This is a genomic window from Alcaligenes ammonioxydans, from assembly GCF_019343455.1.
In the GTDB taxonomy this organism is placed as follows: Bacteria; Pseudomonadota; Gammaproteobacteria; order Burkholderiales; family Burkholderiaceae_B; genus Alcaligenes; species Alcaligenes ammonioxydans.
In genome coordinates, this window is record NZ_CP049362.1 from 794,646 (window position 1) to 810,842 (window position 16,197).

The following is a 16,197-nucleotide window of genomic DNA, read 5'->3' on the forward strand; positions in this document are numbered from 1 at the left end:
TTAGCTGGCCAAGCGCTTTTCTTCCAGCTTTTCCCAACGCTCAAATAACTGCTCCAGGTCAGTGTTGAGCTGATCCAGTTGCTGGTTGATCTCGTCGGCTCGGGCAGAGCCATCTTTATACAGATCCGGTGCGCTCAGTTGCTCCGCTAGTTCGGCTTGCTGGCTTTCTATAGCCGCAATCTTCTCGGGCAAAGCTTCCAGTTCCTTTTCTTCCCATGGGGCCAGACGGCCAGGCTTGTTAGCCTTGTTGTTGCGCTCAGCAGCAGGCTTTTCTGCAGCGGCGGGAGTTGACGCGCTGGCTGCGGGTGTTTCGGCTTTGGCTTGCGGACGTTGTGCCAGCCACTCGTCGTAACCACCCACATACTCGCCCCAATGGCCGTCGCCTTCGGCCGCAATCACCTGGGTGACCACGTTGTCCAGAAAGGTACGGTCGTGGCTGACCAGCAGCACGGTGCCCGTGTAATCCTGAATCAGGTCTTCCAGCAGCTCCAGGGTTTCGATGTCCAGATCGTTGGTCGGTTCGTCCAGTACTAATACATTAGTAGGCTGGGCAAACATGCGGGCCAAAGCCAGGCGGGCGCGCTCGCCACCGGACAGGCTGCGCACGGGGGAGTGCGCGCGGGCAGCCGGGAACAGGAAATCTTCCAGATAGCTCATGATGTGCTTGCGCTGATTGCCGATTTCCACCCATTCACTGCCTGGGCTGATGGTATCGGCTAGCGTGGCATTTTCGTCCAGGTTGCTGCGCATCTGATCGAAATAGCCGATATTGAGCTTGGTGCCGTGGCGCACGGTGCCCGAATTGGGCTCTTGCAGCCCCAGCATGATGCGTAGCAAGGTGGTTTTTCCCGCGCCATTGTGGCCGATCAGGCCTATGCGGTCACCGCGCATCAGTACGGTCGAGAAGTTCTTGATCAGGATGCGGTCATCGTAGCCGTGTGTGACGTCCTGCAACTCGGCAACCAGCTTGCCCGAGCGCTGGCCTTCAGATATGGCGAACTTGACGTCTCCCGAGCGCTCACGTCGCTCGGCCCGGTCGCGACGCAGTTGTTCCAGGCGTCGTACCCGGCCTTCGTCGCGGGTGCGGCGTGCTTGCACACCTTTGCGTATCCAGACTTCTTCCTGAGCCAGAAATTTGTCGAATTTGGCATTTTGTTGCTTTTCTGCTTCCAGGTACTCGGCCTTGCGTTCCTGCCATTGGCTGAAGTTACCGGGAAAGCTAAACAGCTTGCCACGATCCAGTTCGACAATACGTGTCGCCACCACGTCCAGAAAACGACGATCGTGGGTAATGATGACGGCGCTGCCGCGAAAGTCCAGCAGCAGTTGTTCCAGCCAAAGAATGCCGTCAAAGTCCAGATGGTTGGTGGGTTCGTCCAGCAAGAGCAGATCGGGTTCATTGACCAAAGCATTGGCCAGGGCCACGCGTTTGCGCTGCCCGCCCGACAGGCTGCCGGCGAGCGCATCCGGGTTCAAGCCCAGCTTGTCGATCAGGGCGTTGACACGCGCCGGGCGTTGCCAGTCCTCGGTTTCGGTGAAATCTCCGCACAGTAAATCGTAAATGCTGAGAGTGGGGTCCAGCTCGGGCTCTTGCTCGACTGTTGCCACTTTCAAACCGCCCAGGCGTTTGACTTGCCCATCATCGGGAGCCTGACGTTGGTCCAGAATTTTCAACAGCGATGATTTGCCAGCACCATTGCGTCCGATCAGGCCGATACGTTCGTTGCTTTGAATGACCAGATCGGCGTGGTCCAGCAAAGCATGGTGGCCGAATGCCAGCTGGGCATCGGTCAGGGAAATCAGATTGGTGGACATAAGACTCCAGATAAAACAGCGCGTCCTGCGAATTTCTCTATTGTCGCAGGTTACAATGCATCTGTGAGGCAGGCTGGGCAGTCGCGGTGCGCAAGCATCGAGGAAGGTCCGGACTCCATAGAGCAGGGTAGCGGCTAACAGCCGTCCGGCAAGTGTGGCGCCACGCCAGATGAGCCGAGGAACAGGGCCACAGAGACGAGACCACAGCAAGGGCTTGCGCAAGCAGGCACAGATACGGCGACTTCCGTGTTTTCTTGCACTCCGGTGCAAAGTGCTGTGGGGTGAAACGCGGTAACCTCTACCCGGAGCAATACCAAATAGGCATACGCAGGCTTTTAGCCCGAGAGGCGGCTCGTCTCAGTATGCGGGTAGGTAGCTAGAACCGGCCAGCAATGGTCGGTCCAGAGGAATGATTGCCGGCCAGTGGAATCCCGCTGGCATACAGAATCCGGCCTATAGGCCTGTCTCACACTTCTTACGGCCTGCGCTGCCAATTGCTCCGATTTCGCACATTTGAAAGCAATTGTTAAGGACGATGAATCCTTGGCAAGAGTCGCTCGTGCGCGTTTTTATAACAATTCACTTTTAATGCGCCCTGCAATTTCTTGATTTCACTCAGTATTTTTTTTTAGCCACTTCTTGGGTAGTGCGCTAAGTGCTTGTTGTGATTGAAAAAATTGCAACCACTGCCTTGACCGCAAAGGCTTTCCCCCGTAGAGTGGGGAAAAGTAGGAAATAGTGTAAAAAAGTGGGGGAAAAAGTGTTTCAAGGCAGCAGCGCACTCACACTGGATGCAAAGGGGCGGATGTCTATTCCGACCCGGCACCGTGACGCGCTTTTGCAGCAGGTACAAGGCCGCCTGACCCTCACTCGCCATCCCGACGGCTGTTTGCTGGTGTATCCGCGCAGTGTGTGGGAAGAAAAGCGCGAACAGATTGCCCGCTTTCCCATGAGTGCCCGTTTCTTGCAACGCCTGCTGCTGGGCAGTGCTCAGGACGTTGATCTGGACTCCGCTGGTCGGATATTGATCGCTCCCGAACTGCGCGCGGCAGTTGGTCTGGAGCGCGACGCCATGTTGCTGGGTATGGCCACCCATTTTGAGTTGTGGAATGCGCAGGAACTGGAACGCCGACAGGCCCAGGATCTGGCAGAGAACTCCACAGACGTATTCGACACTTTTTCTTTCTGAGTAAGTCATGACGCTGGTACATCGATCCGTGCTGCTGGAGCCTACGGTGGCGGCCCTCGTGGATCCGTCCTTTGAGGCTCGGCGCTGGGCGCAAAACCCCACACTGCACGGGCAGGTCGATGGTGTGTACGTAGATTGCACGTTTGGTCGGGGTGGGCACAGCCGCTTGTTGCTGTCGCACCTAAGTCCTCAGGGGCGCCTGATTGTGATCGACAAGGACCCGCAGGCCATTGCCGTGGCCCAGGAGCTGGCCGCACAAGATAGCCGCGTGACAGTGGTGCATAGTGGTTTTGGTGATCTGGCCCAGGCTCTGGATGAACTGGATGCAGGTCCATTGCAGGGCGTCATGATGGATCTGGGCATTTCATCGCCTCAGATCGATGACGCGCAACGAGGTTTTTCTTTCATGCGTGAAGGTCCTTTGGACATGCGCATGGATACCAGCGGCGGTTTGACCGCTGAACAGTGGCTGGCCGACGTCAGCGTGGAAGATTTAAAGGAGGTCATTGCAGAATATGGCGAAGAACGGTTTGCTTTCCAGATTGCAAAGGCGATTGTTGATCGCCGCCAATCCCGCCCGCTACATACAACGCGTGATCTCGCCGAGCTCGTCGCCGGTGTCGTCCGCACGCGCGAAAAGGGTCAACATCCGGCAACCAGGACCTTCCAGGCTATACGGATTTACCTCAATCGTGAGCTCGAAGAGCTCGCGCACGCGCTTCCGTCAATTCTGAGTCGATTGGCGACGGGTGGCAGGCTTGCGGTGATTGCATTTCATTCGCTGGAGGACCGTATGGTCAAACAGTTCATGAGCGCGGCTGCGCGCCCTGCGCAGGAACAGTCACGTCTACCCATTCTTGAAAAAGACTTGCCCCAACCGTTGGTGCAGTCGCTGGGCAGAATCCTGCCCACGGATGAGGAGTCCAGCGACAATCCCCGAGCCCGCTCGGCGGTACTACGCGTGGTGCAACGCACCGCTACCCCCATTCCCCAGGACTGGATGCGCAGCGCCAGTGATCGTCTGCTGCAACAGGCCGCCTACCGCCGTCAGCCTGCTGGCAAGCGAGGCCGCCGATGATGCGCCTGGTCATCACCCTTTCTTTGGTGTTGATGCTGTCGGCCATCTCCCTGGTGACGGCGCGCTATCAGGCGCGCGAGCTGTTCGTGCAAACCGATCGTTTGGTCACCAAGGCCCGTGAGCTCGATACGGATTGGCGTCGCTTGCAATTGGAGCGTGCCGAACTGGCGCGTAACGCCAGGGTGGATGACATCGGCCGCAACGAGCTGGGTCTGGTGCTTAGCTCCCCGGAGCGTACGCTTTACTTGCAAGGCGGTGAGTTGAGTTCGAATCAGGCGCAGCCCGGGGGGCGCCCATGAGACGATTCGGCTATCACGACAATCCCGTCCTGAGCGTGCAGATTCCGTTCTGGCGCTCACGTTTGGTGCTGGTTCTTTTATTTCTGGGCTTTGGGGCATTGATCGTCAAAGCCCTGTACTTACAGGGCCTGTCCACCGAATTTTTGCAGCAGCAGGGTGAGCGCCGTTATGAGCGCACCCAGGTGCTGCCGCCCATGCGTGGCAAGGTTTTTGACCGTAGCGGGTCTGTTGTGCTGGCCTCCAGTGTGCCGGTCAAGGCTATTTGGGCCATTCCCGATGATGCCCGCAATGCCAAGCCCGAGCAGATCGGTCAACTGGCCAAGCTGTTGGGTATGGGCCAGTCCGATATCGAGCGCCGTTTGTCTGTTGAGGACCGCAATTTCGTCTATATCAAGCGGCAAGTGGACGTGGACGTTGCCGCCCAGATTGCGGAACTGAAAATACCGGGCATCCACCAGCAGGAAGAAATGCGGCGCTTCTATCCCGAAGGGGATGTGATGGCGCACATTGTGGGCTTTACCAATATTGAGGACCAAGGCATTGAAGGTATTGAGCTGGCCTTCAACTCCGCCTTGTCGGGCACACCGGGTTCGCGCCGTGTGATTCGGGATCGTCTGGGTCGTGTCGTCGAAGACGTTCGCGCCATCATTCCGCCTACTCACGGCCAGGACCTGCATTTGTCGATTGATGCCGGCCTGCAGTTTGATGCCTACACCGCACTGAAAAAAGGGATGGAGGACGTCAAGGCCAATGCCGCGGCTGCCGTGGTCATGGACGTCAAAACCGGGGAAATTCTGGCCCTGGTGAATCTGCCTACCTACAACCCCAACGACAGGGATGACCGCAAGGGTCCGGCCCTGCGTAACCGTGCCCTGACTGACACCTTTGAGCCCGGCTCGATCATGAAGCCGTTCACCGTCGCCTTGGCGCTGGACATCAACCGCATCACGACCTCCACCCAGTTCAATACAGGCAATGGCCAGTATCGGTATCAGGGCAGCGTGATCAGCGACGTCAGCCGCAATAACGGCATGCTGGATGCGGCCGGCATTTTGCGTCGTTCCAGCAATATTGGCATGACCATGATTTCCGAGCGGCTGACCTCGCAGGAAATGTGGAACAAGTTTACCGAGCTGGGCTTTGGCCGTTCTCCTCAGGCCGATTTTCCGGGCATTGCCAGTGGGCGGCTGCGTCCCTGGGAGCGCTGGCGTCCGATTGAACGCGCCACCATGTCGTATGGCTATGGCCTGTCTGTTTCCCTGCTGCAGATTGCCCACGCCTACACGGCGTTTGCGCGTAATGGCGACATGGTCTCCATGACTTTGCTCAAGCGTGAAGGCAAACCGGCCAGTGTTCAGGTCTACACTCCCAAAGTCGCTGCGGAAGTGCGTGCCATGCTGGAGGCCGCGGCCGGCCCGGCAGGCGCCCGTCTGGCTCAGGTTCAGGGGTATCGCGTAGCCGGCAAGAGCGGTACAGCGCGCAAGATTGTGGACGGACGCTACAGCAAGTCCTTGTATCGCGGCTCTTTTGTCGGTTTTGCGCCTGTCTCCGATCCTCGTATTGTCGTGGCCGTCACCATTGACGAGCCCCATAGTTCCAACTACTACGGCGGGCGTATTGCCGCGCCTGTTTTTTCAGAAATTGTGGCCCGGAGCTTGCGACGCCTAGGTGTCCAGCCTGATGCGCCCATAGATTCGCTGGTGGCTGTTGGCCCCGGTACGGAGAATGTACGATGAACGCCGCAGCAATATTGGAGTGGCTGGCGCAGCATGTCGCGCCCACGGCCAATCTGTGTTTGGATTCCCGCCAGATCAAGGCGGGTGACGCGTTTTTTGCTTGCCGTGGCTACCATGGGGATGGTCGTGAATATGAAGTTCAGGCTGTGCAGCAGGGGGCCGTCGCCATTGTGCGCGAGCAGGGCGATCAGGCTGTCGATCCTGGCGTGCCTGTGTTGCAGGTCCCCAACCTGAGCGCCTTGCTCGGTGAAGTGGCCCACCAATGGTGGGGACGTCCTTCCGAGGCCATGACTGTGGTGGCTGTGACCGGCACCAATGGCAAAACATCGACCGTGCAGTGGGTGGCTTCCGCCCTGAATCACTCTCAAGTGCCTTGCGGCACCATTGGTACGTTGGGCGTGACCTTGCCCGATGGCTCCAATCTGGGGGGTGTCCTGACTACTCCGGATGTATTGACCGTGCACCGTAGCCTGGCCGCTATTCGTGCCCAAGGCGGCAATGCCGTTGCGCTGGAAGCTTCGTCCATCGGTCTGGAGCAGGGTCGTCTGGATGGTGTCCGTATTGATATTGCCGGGTTTACCAACCTGACCCACGATCATCTGGACTATCACCACAGCATGGAAGCCTACAAGCAGGCCAAATTGCGTCTGTTCAGCTGGCCCGGTTTGCGCAGCGCTGTGGTAAATGCTGATGATGCAATGGGCCGTGAGTTGATGCAGGCCGGTCTGGCTGCGCGTGTGATTTCTTACTCCATGAGCCAGCCCGATGTGGATTTGCTGGCACAGGACGTGCATACCGGTGCTGATGGCCAGGTATTCAATCTGGTCACTGCTCATGGCACCGCCCAGATTCTCACCCATCTGCTCGGTGAGCATAACGTGGCCAACCTCTTGCTGGTGGCCGGTGTGCTGCAGGAAGTGGGCTGGCCTGTGTCCAAGATCGCTCGTATCATGGACAAGCTGGAGTCGGTTCCCGGCCGCTTGCAGATCGTGACACCCAAGAGCACGGCGGGTCGTTCGCCCTTGCCGTTGGTTGTGGTGGACTATGCCCACACGGCCGATGCCTTGGAGCGCGCCCTGCAAGCCCTGCGCGACGTCGCCCGTGTGCGCGGCGGCAAGCTGATTTGTGTCTTTGGTTGTGGCGGTAATCGCGACACCACTAAGCGTCCCATCATGGGCGAGGTGGCGGCCCGTCTGGCCGACAGCGTGCTGGTGACCACAGACAACCCCCGTTTTGAAGACCCCGCCGAGATCATTCGCCAGATTGTGGCCGGCATGCCAGAGGCGCCAGCGGTACAAATGGATCGCGCCCGTGCCATTCTGTCCTCCATCTGGGCGGCCAGCCCGGAAGATATCGTATTGCTGGCCGGCAAAGGCCATGAAACCTATCAGGAAGTACAAGGCGAGCGCTCGGTGTTTGATGACACCGACTGGGCGAAAGCCGCCTTGCTGTGGTTGCGTGGCGTACGCTTGAGCACGGATTCGCGCAGCCTGAGCAAAGGCGAGGTGTTTCTGGCCCTGAGTGGTGAGCAGTTTGATGGTCACCGCTATCTGGAAAAAGCCAAGGAGCAGGGTGCCGTTGCGGCGATTGTGGCGCAGCGTGATCCTGGTGTGGACCTGCCGCAAATTGTGCTGGGCGATACCCGTCGTGCCTTGATGATTCTGGCCACCGAGTGGCGTTCGCGTTTTGACATTCCCATGATCGGCGTGACCGGCAGCAATGGCAAGACAACGACCAAGGAAATGATTGCTGCGATTTTGCGTGCCTGGCTGGGCGAGTCGGAAAGCCTGGCCACCCGCGGCAACCTGAATAATGATCTGGGCGTTCCCCTGTCCATCCTGCGCCTGAGTGCCGAGCATAAAGCCGCGGTACTTGAAATGGGCATGAACCACCCCGGTGAGATCGCCGTGCTGGCCGCGATGGTACGGCCCACGATCGCTCTGATTAATAATGCCCAGCGCGAACACCAGGAGTTCATGCACAGCGTGGAAGCGGTGGCGCGTGAAAATGGCGCTGTCATTGATGCGCTGCCTCAGGATGGTGCCTTGGTCATTCCGGATGACGATGCGTTTAGCGCCATGTGGGCTGAACGGGCAGGGGCGCGCGCTGTATTGCGTTTTGGTCTCAGCGGCCAGGAAACCGTTTTTGCGGCGGACATGTTCGTCGAACCTGCTCAAACCCGCTTTGTGCTGCACGTGGCCGGCCAGTCTACGGCCCTGACCCTGCACAGCCCTGGTATTCATAATCTGCGTAATGCCTTGGCCGCAGCGGCATGTGCACATGCCGCCGGTGCTCCCTTGACTGCGATTATGCAAGGCTTGGAGAGCTTCCGTCCTGTAACGGGCCGCATGCAGCCCAAGCAACTGTCCTCCGGTTATCAACTGATTGACGATACCTACAACGCCAACCCGGATTCGGTACGTGCCGCCATTGATGTGCTGGCCCAACTGAAAGGACGCAAGGTGCTGGTGCTGGGCAATATGGCCGAGATCGGTGACAACAGCTCCGAACTGCATGCCGAAGTGGGTGCCTATGCCAAAGAGCGGGGCATGGATGAGTTGCTGACCCTGGGAGGCGATGCGAGTCATGCCGCCCAAGCCTTTGGCGCGCGTGCGCATCAGTTCGAAACTCTGGAAGACATGGTGTCTTACCTGCTGGCCCTGGAGCCGTCCCATGTGCTGATCAAGGGGTCGCGCAGCGCCCGCATGGAGCGCGTGGTGGCTGCGCTGGAGAGCCACTTCTCCCGTAACGAGGGGGCTACCCATGCTTCTTGAACTGGCACGCTGGCTCTCGGACGATCATATTCGCGCCTTCGCGGTGTTTGAGTACATCACCCTGCGTGCTATTTTGGCCAGCGCAACCGCCCTGGCCATTGGCTTGTTGGCGGGTCCCTGGGTTATTCGCAAGCTGACTGAGCTGAAAATTGGTCAGGCTGTGCGTGCCTATGGCCCCGAGTCGCATTTGCAAAAGAACGGCACCCCCACCATGGGCGGTGTGCTCATTCTCATCTCCATCGGTATCAGCACCCTGTTGTGGGCAGACTGGACCAATCGTTTTGTATGGGTCGTTTTGCTGGTGACCTTTGGTTTTGGCTGGATTGGCTGGGCAGACGACTACAAGAAAGTGGTGAATCGTGACCCCGAGGGCATGTCCTCTCGGCAAAAGTTTTTCTGGCAAGCCTTGATCGGCATGATCGCGGCTGTGTACCTGAGCTTTGCCGTGTCCGTGCCTGCCAACACCGAATTGTGGCCTTTGTTCAAAGAATGGGTCTTGAGCGGTTTCACGATGTCCCTGCCGGCTCAGGCTGACCTGATCGTGCCCTTTTTCAAGTCTGTGAGTTACCCGCTGGGTGTGCTCGGTTTTGTGGTCTTGACCTGGGCGGTGATTGTGGGCTCGAGCAACGCTGTCAATCTGACCGATGGTCTGGATGGGCTGGCCATCATGCCCACCGTGCTGGTGGGTTCCGCCCTGGGTATTTTTGCCTACGTTGTCGGTCGGGTGGACTACTCCAAATATCTGTTGTTTCCCTATATACCCGGCGCGGGCGAACTGCTGGTGATCTGCGCGGCCATCGCTGGTGCGGGTCTGGCTTTTCTGTGGTTCAACGCCTATCCCGCGCAAGTGTTCATGGGTGACGTAGGGGCACTGGCCCTGGGCGGGGCGCTGGGCACGATTGCCGTGATCGTACGCCAGGAAATTGTGCTGTTCATTATGGGTGGCGTGTTTGTGGTCGAAACCTTGTCGGTCATGCTGCAGGTGACCTGGTTCAAATACACCAAGAAGCGCTACGGGCAGGGAAGGCGAATATTCCGGATGGCACCGCTGCATCATCACTTTGAAGTCAGCGGTTGGAAAGAAACCCAGGTGGTGGTCCGCTTCTGGATCATCACCATGATGCTGGTCATGATTGGTCTGTCTACATTGAAATTGCGATGAATGCCCTGAGTTTTCCTTCGATCCGCAAAGACGGTCTCATGCTTATCCTCGGGTTAGGCGAGACCGGCTTTGCTGCGGCTCGCTGGTGCTTGGCCCAGGGAGCCGGTGTCCGTTTGGCGGATACGCGTGAAACGGTGCAGGGTCTGGACATGCTCCAGGCGCTGAGCCGCGAGCCGCTGGATGTGCGTCTGGGCACGCAGGCCTTGCAAACCGAAAGCCTGAAGGATGTACACACGCTGGTGCTCAGTCCCGGTCTGTCGCCGCTGGAGCCCACCCTGGCCGCCTTTTTGGCTCAGGCTCGGGAGCGTGGCATCGAGATCATCGGCGAGATCGAGCTGTTTGCTCGGGCCTTGAAGGACCTGGCCGATCAAGGGCAGGAAAGCCGCGTGCTCGCCGTGACCGGCACCAACGGTAAAACCACCGTTACAGCCATGACACGCCACTTGCTGGAGCAAGCCGGTATCTCTGCGCGGGCCGTGGGCAATATCAGCCCTGCTGCCTTGACTGCCTTGTGCGATGCTCTGGAAAGTCAGGCTTTGCCCCAAGTGTGGGTGCTTGAGTTGTCCAGCTTCCAGCTCGATAGCACGTTCAGTCTGCGGGCCGATGCGGCGGTCGTGTTGAATATTTCCCAGGATCACCTGGATTGGCATGGCGGCATGGACGCCTACGTTCAGTCCAAACAGCGTTTGTATGGCATGTGCGATGTGGCTCTGGTCAACCGTGACGATCCTGTCGTCATGGCGATGATTCCCGATGCCAGTCAGGAATCCGTGCGCAGCTTTGGGCTGGACAAGCCCGTGTTGCTGGGTGATCTGGGCTTGCAGACCGATGGTGGCATGCAATGGCTGGTGGCCAACGAGCCTACCGATTTTGAGCTGCCCGCCACCGGCCTGAAAAAACGTCACGCAGCCGCGGCAGGAACTGTTCGTGGCAAAGGGGGCCTGAAGCGGCTGATGCCGGTTGAGGCCTTGCAGATCAAGGGTCGTCATAACGCCTTGAATGCACAAGCCGCCCTTTTGCTGGCCCGCTGCCTGGGGCTGGGTTGGGCCGAGCTGCTCAATGGCCTGCGCACCTATCAAGGCGAACCTCATCGCGTGGAGCTGGTACGTGTGCTCGATGGCGTTCAGTATCTGGACGACAGCAAAGGCACGAATGTGGGCGCTACTGTTGCTGCCCTGCGTGGCTTTGATCAGCGTGTCTGGCTGATTGCGGGAGGTTTGGGCAAGGGGCAGGACTTTGAACCTTTGGCGATGGCCGCCAAGCATAGCGTGGCAGAGGTGTTCTTGATCGGCCAGGATGCCAGATTGATCGCTGCTGTTTTGCAGGCCCACGATATTCCTCATCGTTTTTGCGAGGGCTTGGAAGCGGCCGTGCAGGCTGCCGCCGGGCAAGCGCGTTCGGGTGATGTGGTGTTGCTGTCGCCTGCCTGCGCCAGCATGGATATGTTCAAGAGCTATCACCATCGTGGTCTGTGCTTTGTGGCGGCAGTCACTGAAATGGCTCTGGATAGAGGAGAGCTGGCATGAGTCTGTTTGCTGAGCTGACCTCGGGTGTCAATGCCGTTCGCCCTGGACGTACGGCATTACCCGTGTTTGATCGCCCCTTGTTGGCGGCCACTCTGATGCTGACCCTGTTCGGGCTGCTGATGGTGTACTCGGCCTCGATCGCTCTGGCAGACGGACCACGTTATGAAAGCTACGGCCGCTACTATTTTGTCATTCGCCACGCTCTGTTCATTGTGGTTGGGGTGGTGCTGGCCATGTTCACGGCCACCGTACCCATGCGGGTCTGGCAGAAGCTGGCCGTCCCCCTGTTTGCATTTTCCATTTTTCTTTTGCTGGTGGTTCTGATTCCCGGCATTGGTCGTGAGGTGAACGGGGCCCGCCGTTGGTTGCCCCTGGGCATCATCAACTTCCAGCCCTCGGAACTGATGAAGGTAGCCATGGTGCTGTACGCCGCCGATTACACGGTGCGCAAGCAGCAGCATTTGCAAACCTTTGTGCGGGGCTTTTTGCCTATGGCTGTGGCCTTGGGCCTGGTGGGGGTTCTGTTGCTGATGGAGCCCGATCTGGGCGCCTTCATGGTGATTGTGGCCATTGCCGTGGGCATTTTGTTTATCGGCGGAATCAATGGCAAGTTGTTCTCGGCGTTGCTGGGCATACTGGTCAGCAGTTTTCTTTTGCTGATCTGGCTCTCTCCCTGGCGTCGGGAGCGGCTTTTCGTTTATCTGGACCCCTGGAATCCTGATAACGCCTATGGCAGTGCTTATCAGCTGTCGCATTCGCTCATTGCGCTGGGTCGTGGCGAATGGTTTGGGGTGGGCCTGGGTTCCAGCGTGGAAAAGCTGCATTACCTGCCTGAAGCGCATACCGACTTTATCGTTGCCGTGATAGGCGAGGAACTGGGTTTTGTGGGTGTTTCCGCCCTGATCCTGACCTTTGGCTTTCTGGTCTGGCGCAGCTTCAATATCGGCCGCCAGGCCAGTGCAATGGATCGTCTTTTTAGCGGCATCGTTGCCCAAGGCGTGGCTTTGTGGTTTGGCGTGCAGGCTTTCATCAACATTGGCGTGGTGCTGGGTCTGTTGCCGACCAAAGGGCTGACCTTGCCTTTGGTCAGTTATGGCGGCTCGGGGATTGTGATGAATCTGATGGCCTTTGCCTTGTTGCTGCGGGTGGATTTTGAGAACCGGCAAATGATGCGAGGTAAGCGCACATGAGCACGCCAACCATTCTGATCATGGCAGGCGGCACGGGCGGGCATATCATGCCTGGTCTGGCCGTGGCACAGGCCATGCAGCAGCGCGGCTGGAACGTGCTGTGGCTGGGGCATCCAGAGCGTATGGAAGGTAGCCTGGTTCCTCAGCATGGGATTAAAATGCTGCCTCTGCGATTTTCCGGATTACGAGGCAAAGGCGTGAAAGCGTTGCTCTCCTTACCCTTTACCTTGCTCAGTGCCTGCTGGCAGGCGCATCGCTGTCTGCAGCAAGCCAAACCGGATGTCGTGCTGGGCATGGGCGGCTATGTCGCCTTTCCGGGGGGGCTGATGTCCTTTGTGTCGCGTCGCCCGCTGGTGGTGCATGAGCAAAATGCGGTGGCGGGAACGGCTAACCGCTATCTGGCCAAAATGGCGACCCGCGTGCTGACCGGTTTTCCCGGCGCCTTGCCCGGTGCGGTGACAGTCGGCAACCCGGTGCGGGACGCCTTCGTGGGTCAAGGCCCTGCCGCTGAACGCTATGCCAAACGTAGCGGTCCCTTGCGCCTGTTGGTGGTGGGTGGCAGCCTGGGGGCCGCCGCGCTGAACCAGGTGGTACCCGAGGCCTTGGCCTTGATCCCGCCCGAGCAGCGCCCGCAGATCACGCATCAGTCCGGCCAGCAGCATCTGGACAGCTTGCAACAACGCTATGCACAGCATCAGGTGCAGGCCGAGTGCACTGCCTTTATTGGTGACATGGCGCAGGCCATGAAAGAGGCTGATGTGCTGATTTGCCGAGCTGGCGCCATGACGGTGGCCGAAGTTGCCGCCATTGGGGTGGCCGCCCTGTTTGTGCCGCTACCTCATGCCATTGACGACCACCAGACAGCCAACGCCCGTTATCTGAGCGACTGTTCGGGCGCGTGGCTCAAGAAACAATCGGAGTTGACGGCCCAGTGGCTTGCACAGTGGTTGCAAGGGCTGGATCGTGAAGAGTTAAGTCGTGTGGCCAGCCACGCGCAAGAACATGCACAGTTGAATGCCACGCAGCAAATTGCCGAAGCATGTCAGCAGGCGGCAAGGAGGGTGAGATGAAGCACCGCATTCAACGTATTCATTTTGTAGGGATTGGCGGTTCGGGCATGAGCGGCATTGCCGAGGTCATGCTGAACCTGGGCTTTGCCATCAGTGGGTCCGATATTCAGGAAACGGCGGTCACTCGTCGCCTGGAGCAGCTTGGCGCCCGTATTGTTATCGGCCACAAGGCGGAAAACGTCGCCGGCATGGGCGCGATCGTCACATCGACCGCGATTGCCGGCGATAACCCCGAAGTGCTGGCTGCTCGTGCTGCGCGCATTCCTGTGGTGCCTCGCGCCCTGATGCTGGCTGAACTGATGCGCCTGAAGCGCGGCATTGCGGTGGCCGGTACTCACGGCAAGACCACCACCACCAGTCTGGTGGCCAGTTTGCTGGGGGCCGCCGATCTGGACCCGACTTTTGTGATTGGCGGGCGCCTGAATTCAGCCGGTGCCAACGCCCGACTCGGGCAGGGCGATTACATCGTGGTGGAAGCCGACGAATCCGACGCTTCGTTCCTGAACCTGTTGCCGGTGATGGCCATCATCACCAATATCGACGTGGACCATATGGATACCTATGGTCATGATGTGGCCCGACTGAAAAGCGCCTTTATCGATTTCACACACCGTCTGCCGTTCTACGGTAGTGCCATCGTCTGTAACGACGATGCCAATGTGCGCGAAATCATTCCTTTTGTATCGCGCCCTGTCACCACGTATGGCATTGATACGGAGGCTCAGGTACGTGCAGTCAACATTGAAAGCCGTGGTACCACCATGTGTTTTGATGTGCAGCGCAAGGGGGCGAGCGGCGACCTTCCCTTGTTGTCCGTGTGCCTGAACCTGCCCGGAAAACACAATGTACTCAATGCCTTGGCGGCTATCGCCGTGGCCACGGAACTGGGCGTGAGCGACGAGGTCATTGCTCGCGGTCTGAAAGAGTTTACCGGTGTGGGCCGTCGTTTCTCCCTGGTGGGCGACTTCCCGGTTCCCCAGTCGCAAGGCGGCGGCACGTTTACCGTTGTTGACGATTATGGTCACCATCCTGTCGAAATGGCTGCTACCTTGGCGGCCGCACGGGGTGCTTGGCCAGATCGCCGGATCGTGTTGGCGTTCCAGCCGCACCGCTATACGCGTACCCGTGATTGCTTTGAAGATTTCGTGCAGGTGCTCAGCCAGGCCGATGCGGTTCTTCTCGGAGAGGTGTATCCCGCTGGCGAGGCCCCCCTTGTGGCCGCCGATGGCCGAGCCTTGAGTCGCGCAGTGCGTGTGCTCGGCAAGGTCGAACCCATTTTCGTGGCCGAAATCAGCGATATGGCACAAGCCGTACTGGACTTTGTCCGTGACGGCGATGTGGTGTTGGTAATGGGTGCAGGGTCCATCAGCCGGATTCCTGCTCAACTGGGAGAAATGGCATGACTGCGGATTTTGGTCGGGTCGGCGTGTTGTACGGCGGCAAGTCCGCCGAACGGGAAGTGTCCTTGATGTCCGGTCAAGGTGTGCATGAAGCCCTGCGTAGCATGGGTGTGGACGCGCATTTGTTCGATATGGGCGAGAAAGGATTGACCGAACTGGCGCAGGCTGGCTTTGATCGTGTGTTTATCGCTTTGCATGGTCGTTACGGCGAAGATGGCACGTTGCAGGGAGCCTTGGAATGGTTGGGCATCCCTTACACCGGCAGCGGTGTGATGGCCTCCAGCCTGGCCATGGACAAGATCATGACCAAGCATGTGTGGCAGCACCTGGGTCTGCCAACCCCCGGCTTTGCGCAGCTGGATCATGTCAGCCAGGTTGCTGGGGCAGTGGAGCGTCTGGGCGTACCGCTGATCATGAAGCCGCCCCACGAAGGTTCTACGGTCGGTGTCGTGCGTGTGGACCGTGCCGATCAGGCGGTCGCCGCCTTTGAAACCGCCATGCATTACGACACGGTTGTGCTGGCTGAGCAATTCATTCGTGGTCGCGAGCTGACGGTGCCCATTATCGGCCAGGGTGAGCAGGCACGCGCCTTGCCCGTCATCGATATTGTGGCGCCCCAGGGTAACTACGACTTCGAGCACAAGTACTACTCGGACGAAACCCAATACTTCTGCCCGGCGGATTTGTCGCCTGAATTGACGGCCCACATCCAGGATTTGTCGGTCCGCGCCTTTAATGCGCTGGGCTGTGAAGGCTGGGGCCGTGCCGACTTTATGCTGGACGAGCAAAATCGTCCCTGGTTGCTGGAGATGAACACCTCTCCTGGCATGACCAGCCACTCGCTGGTGCCGATGGCAGCCAAAGCGGAGGGCATCAGCTATGCCCAGTTGTGCGTGAACATTTTGGCAACAGCCCGCTGCAAAGTGCAGGCTATTGCCCGCAGCCTATAGAACGGGGA

12 protein-coding genes and 1 other RNA gene are annotated in these 16,197 nt (G+C 58.8%); 12 read left to right on the forward strand and 1 reads right to left on the reverse strand.

Annotated elements, in window-relative coordinates:
* Positions 1–1,815, reverse strand: coding sequence for an ATP-binding cassette domain-containing protein (locus tag FE795_RS03635; protein WP_131071318.1), 1,815 nt, complete (start codon positions 1,813–1,815; stop codon positions 1–3).
* A gap of 65 nt (positions 1,816–1,880) precedes the next feature.
* Here FE795_RS03635 and rnpB point away from each other — a divergent pair.
* From rnpB to FE795_RS03695, 12 genes are all read left to right on the forward strand, one after another.
* An RNA gene (gene rnpB / locus FE795_RS03640) (RNase P RNA component class A) lies at positions 1,881–2,287 on the forward strand.
* A 288-nt stretch (positions 2,288–2,575) separates the two neighbouring features.
* A complete protein-coding gene (mraZ, locus tag FE795_RS03645) occupies positions 2,576–3,004 on the forward strand; it encodes a division/cell wall cluster transcriptional repressor MraZ (RefSeq protein ID WP_219235705.1) in 429 nt (142 codons plus the stop codon).
* Positions 3,005–3,011: 7 nt separating this feature from the next.
* Positions 3,012–4,082, forward strand: a complete 1,071-nt coding sequence (gene rsmH, locus FE795_RS03650) for a 16S rRNA (cytosine(1402)-N(4))-methyltransferase RsmH (protein ID WP_131071319.1) — start codon at positions 3,012–3,014, stop codon at positions 4,080–4,082.
* On the forward strand, positions 4,079–4,381 hold the full coding sequence (gene ftsL, locus FE795_RS03655) for a cell division protein FtsL (protein ID WP_003803561.1): 303 nt from the start codon (positions 4,079–4,081) through the stop codon (positions 4,379–4,381). Before rsmH ends, ftsL begins: the two co-directional genes overlap by 4 nt.
* Positions 4,378–6,117 (forward strand): peptidoglycan D,D-transpeptidase FtsI family protein, encoded by a 1,740-nt coding sequence (locus FE795_RS03660; protein ID WP_003803558.1) that lies wholly within the window; start codon positions 4,378–4,380, stop codon positions 6,115–6,117. Before ftsL ends, FE795_RS03660 begins: the two co-directional genes overlap by 4 nt.
* Entirely contained in the window at positions 6,114–8,891 is a 2,778-nt protein-coding gene (murF, locus tag FE795_RS03665; protein WP_131071321.1) for a bifunctional UDP-N-acetylmuramoyl-L-alanyl-D-glutamate--2,6-diaminopimelate ligase MurE/UDP-N-acetylmuramoyl-tripeptide--D-alanyl-D-alanine ligase MurF, read from the forward strand. The genes FE795_RS03660 and murF overlap by 4 nt, the downstream gene beginning before the upstream one ends.
* Positions 8,881–10,053: a phospho-N-acetylmuramoyl-pentapeptide-transferase gene (mraY, locus tag FE795_RS03670; RefSeq protein ID WP_003803555.1), complete on the forward strand. Its 1,173-nt coding sequence runs from the start codon at positions 8,881–8,883 to the stop codon at positions 10,051–10,053. Before murF ends, mraY begins: the two co-directional genes overlap by 11 nt.
* A complete protein-coding gene (gene murD, locus FE795_RS03675; protein WP_131071322.1) occupies positions 10,050–11,579 on the forward strand; it encodes a UDP-N-acetylmuramoyl-L-alanine--D-glutamate ligase in 1,530 nt (509 codons plus the stop codon). The genes mraY and murD overlap by 4 nt, the downstream gene beginning before the upstream one ends.
* Entirely contained in the window at positions 11,576–12,769 is a 1,194-nt protein-coding gene (ftsW, locus tag FE795_RS03680; protein WP_003803551.1) for a putative lipid II flippase FtsW, read from the forward strand. Before murD ends, ftsW begins: the two co-directional genes overlap by 4 nt.
* Positions 12,766–13,839, forward strand: coding sequence for an undecaprenyldiphospho-muramoylpentapeptide beta-N-acetylglucosaminyltransferase (gene murG / locus FE795_RS03685; RefSeq protein WP_003803549.1), 1,074 nt, complete (start codon positions 12,766–12,768; stop codon positions 13,837–13,839). Before ftsW ends, murG begins: the two co-directional genes overlap by 4 nt.
* A complete protein-coding gene (gene murC, locus FE795_RS03690) occupies positions 13,836–15,242 on the forward strand; it encodes a UDP-N-acetylmuramate--L-alanine ligase (protein WP_003803547.1) in 1,407 nt (468 codons plus the stop codon). Before murG ends, murC begins: the two co-directional genes overlap by 4 nt.
* Positions 15,239–16,189, forward strand: a complete 951-nt coding sequence (locus tag FE795_RS03695; RefSeq protein ID WP_003803545.1) for a D-alanine--D-alanine ligase — start codon at positions 15,239–15,241, stop codon at positions 16,187–16,189. Before murC ends, FE795_RS03695 begins: the two co-directional genes overlap by 4 nt.
* The last annotated feature ends 8 nt before the right edge of the window (positions 16,190–16,197 follow it).

Excerpts from the sequence above, each read along its gene's own strand:
- murC (WP_003803547.1), top strand. The coding sequence starts at position 13,836 with ATGAAGCACCGCATTCAACGTATTCATTTTGTAGGGATTGGCGGTTCG.
- ftsL (WP_003803561.1), top strand. The coding sequence starts at position 4,079 with ATGATGCGCCTGGTCATCACCCTTTCTTTGGTGTTGATGCTGTCGGCC.
- rsmH (WP_131071319.1), top strand. The coding sequence starts at position 3,012 with ATGACGCTGGTACATCGATCCGTGCTGCTGGAGCCTACGGTGGCGGCC.
- FE795_RS03660 (WP_003803558.1), top strand. The coding sequence starts at position 4,378 with ATGAGACGATTCGGCTATCACGACAATCCCGTCCTGAGCGTGCAGATT.
- murD (WP_131071322.1), top strand. The coding sequence starts at position 10,050 with ATGAATGCCCTGAGTTTTCCTTCGATCCGCAAAGACGGTCTCATGCTT.
- FE795_RS03635 (WP_131071318.1), bottom strand. The coding sequence starts at position 1,815 with ATGTCCACCAATCTGATTTCCCTGACCGATGCCCAGCTGGCATTCGGC.
- mraY (WP_003803555.1), top strand. The coding sequence starts at position 8,881 with ATGCTTCTTGAACTGGCACGCTGGCTCTCGGACGATCATATTCGCGCC.
- ftsW (WP_003803551.1), top strand. The coding sequence starts at position 11,576 with ATGAGTCTGTTTGCTGAGCTGACCTCGGGTGTCAATGCCGTTCGCCCT.
- murF (WP_131071321.1), top strand. The coding sequence starts at position 6,114 with ATGAACGCCGCAGCAATATTGGAGTGGCTGGCGCAGCATGTCGCGCCC.
- murG (WP_003803549.1), top strand. The coding sequence starts at position 12,766 with ATGAGCACGCCAACCATTCTGATCATGGCAGGCGGCACGGGCGGGCAT.
- FE795_RS03695 (WP_003803545.1), top strand. The coding sequence starts at position 15,239 with ATGACTGCGGATTTTGGTCGGGTCGGCGTGTTGTACGGCGGCAAGTCC.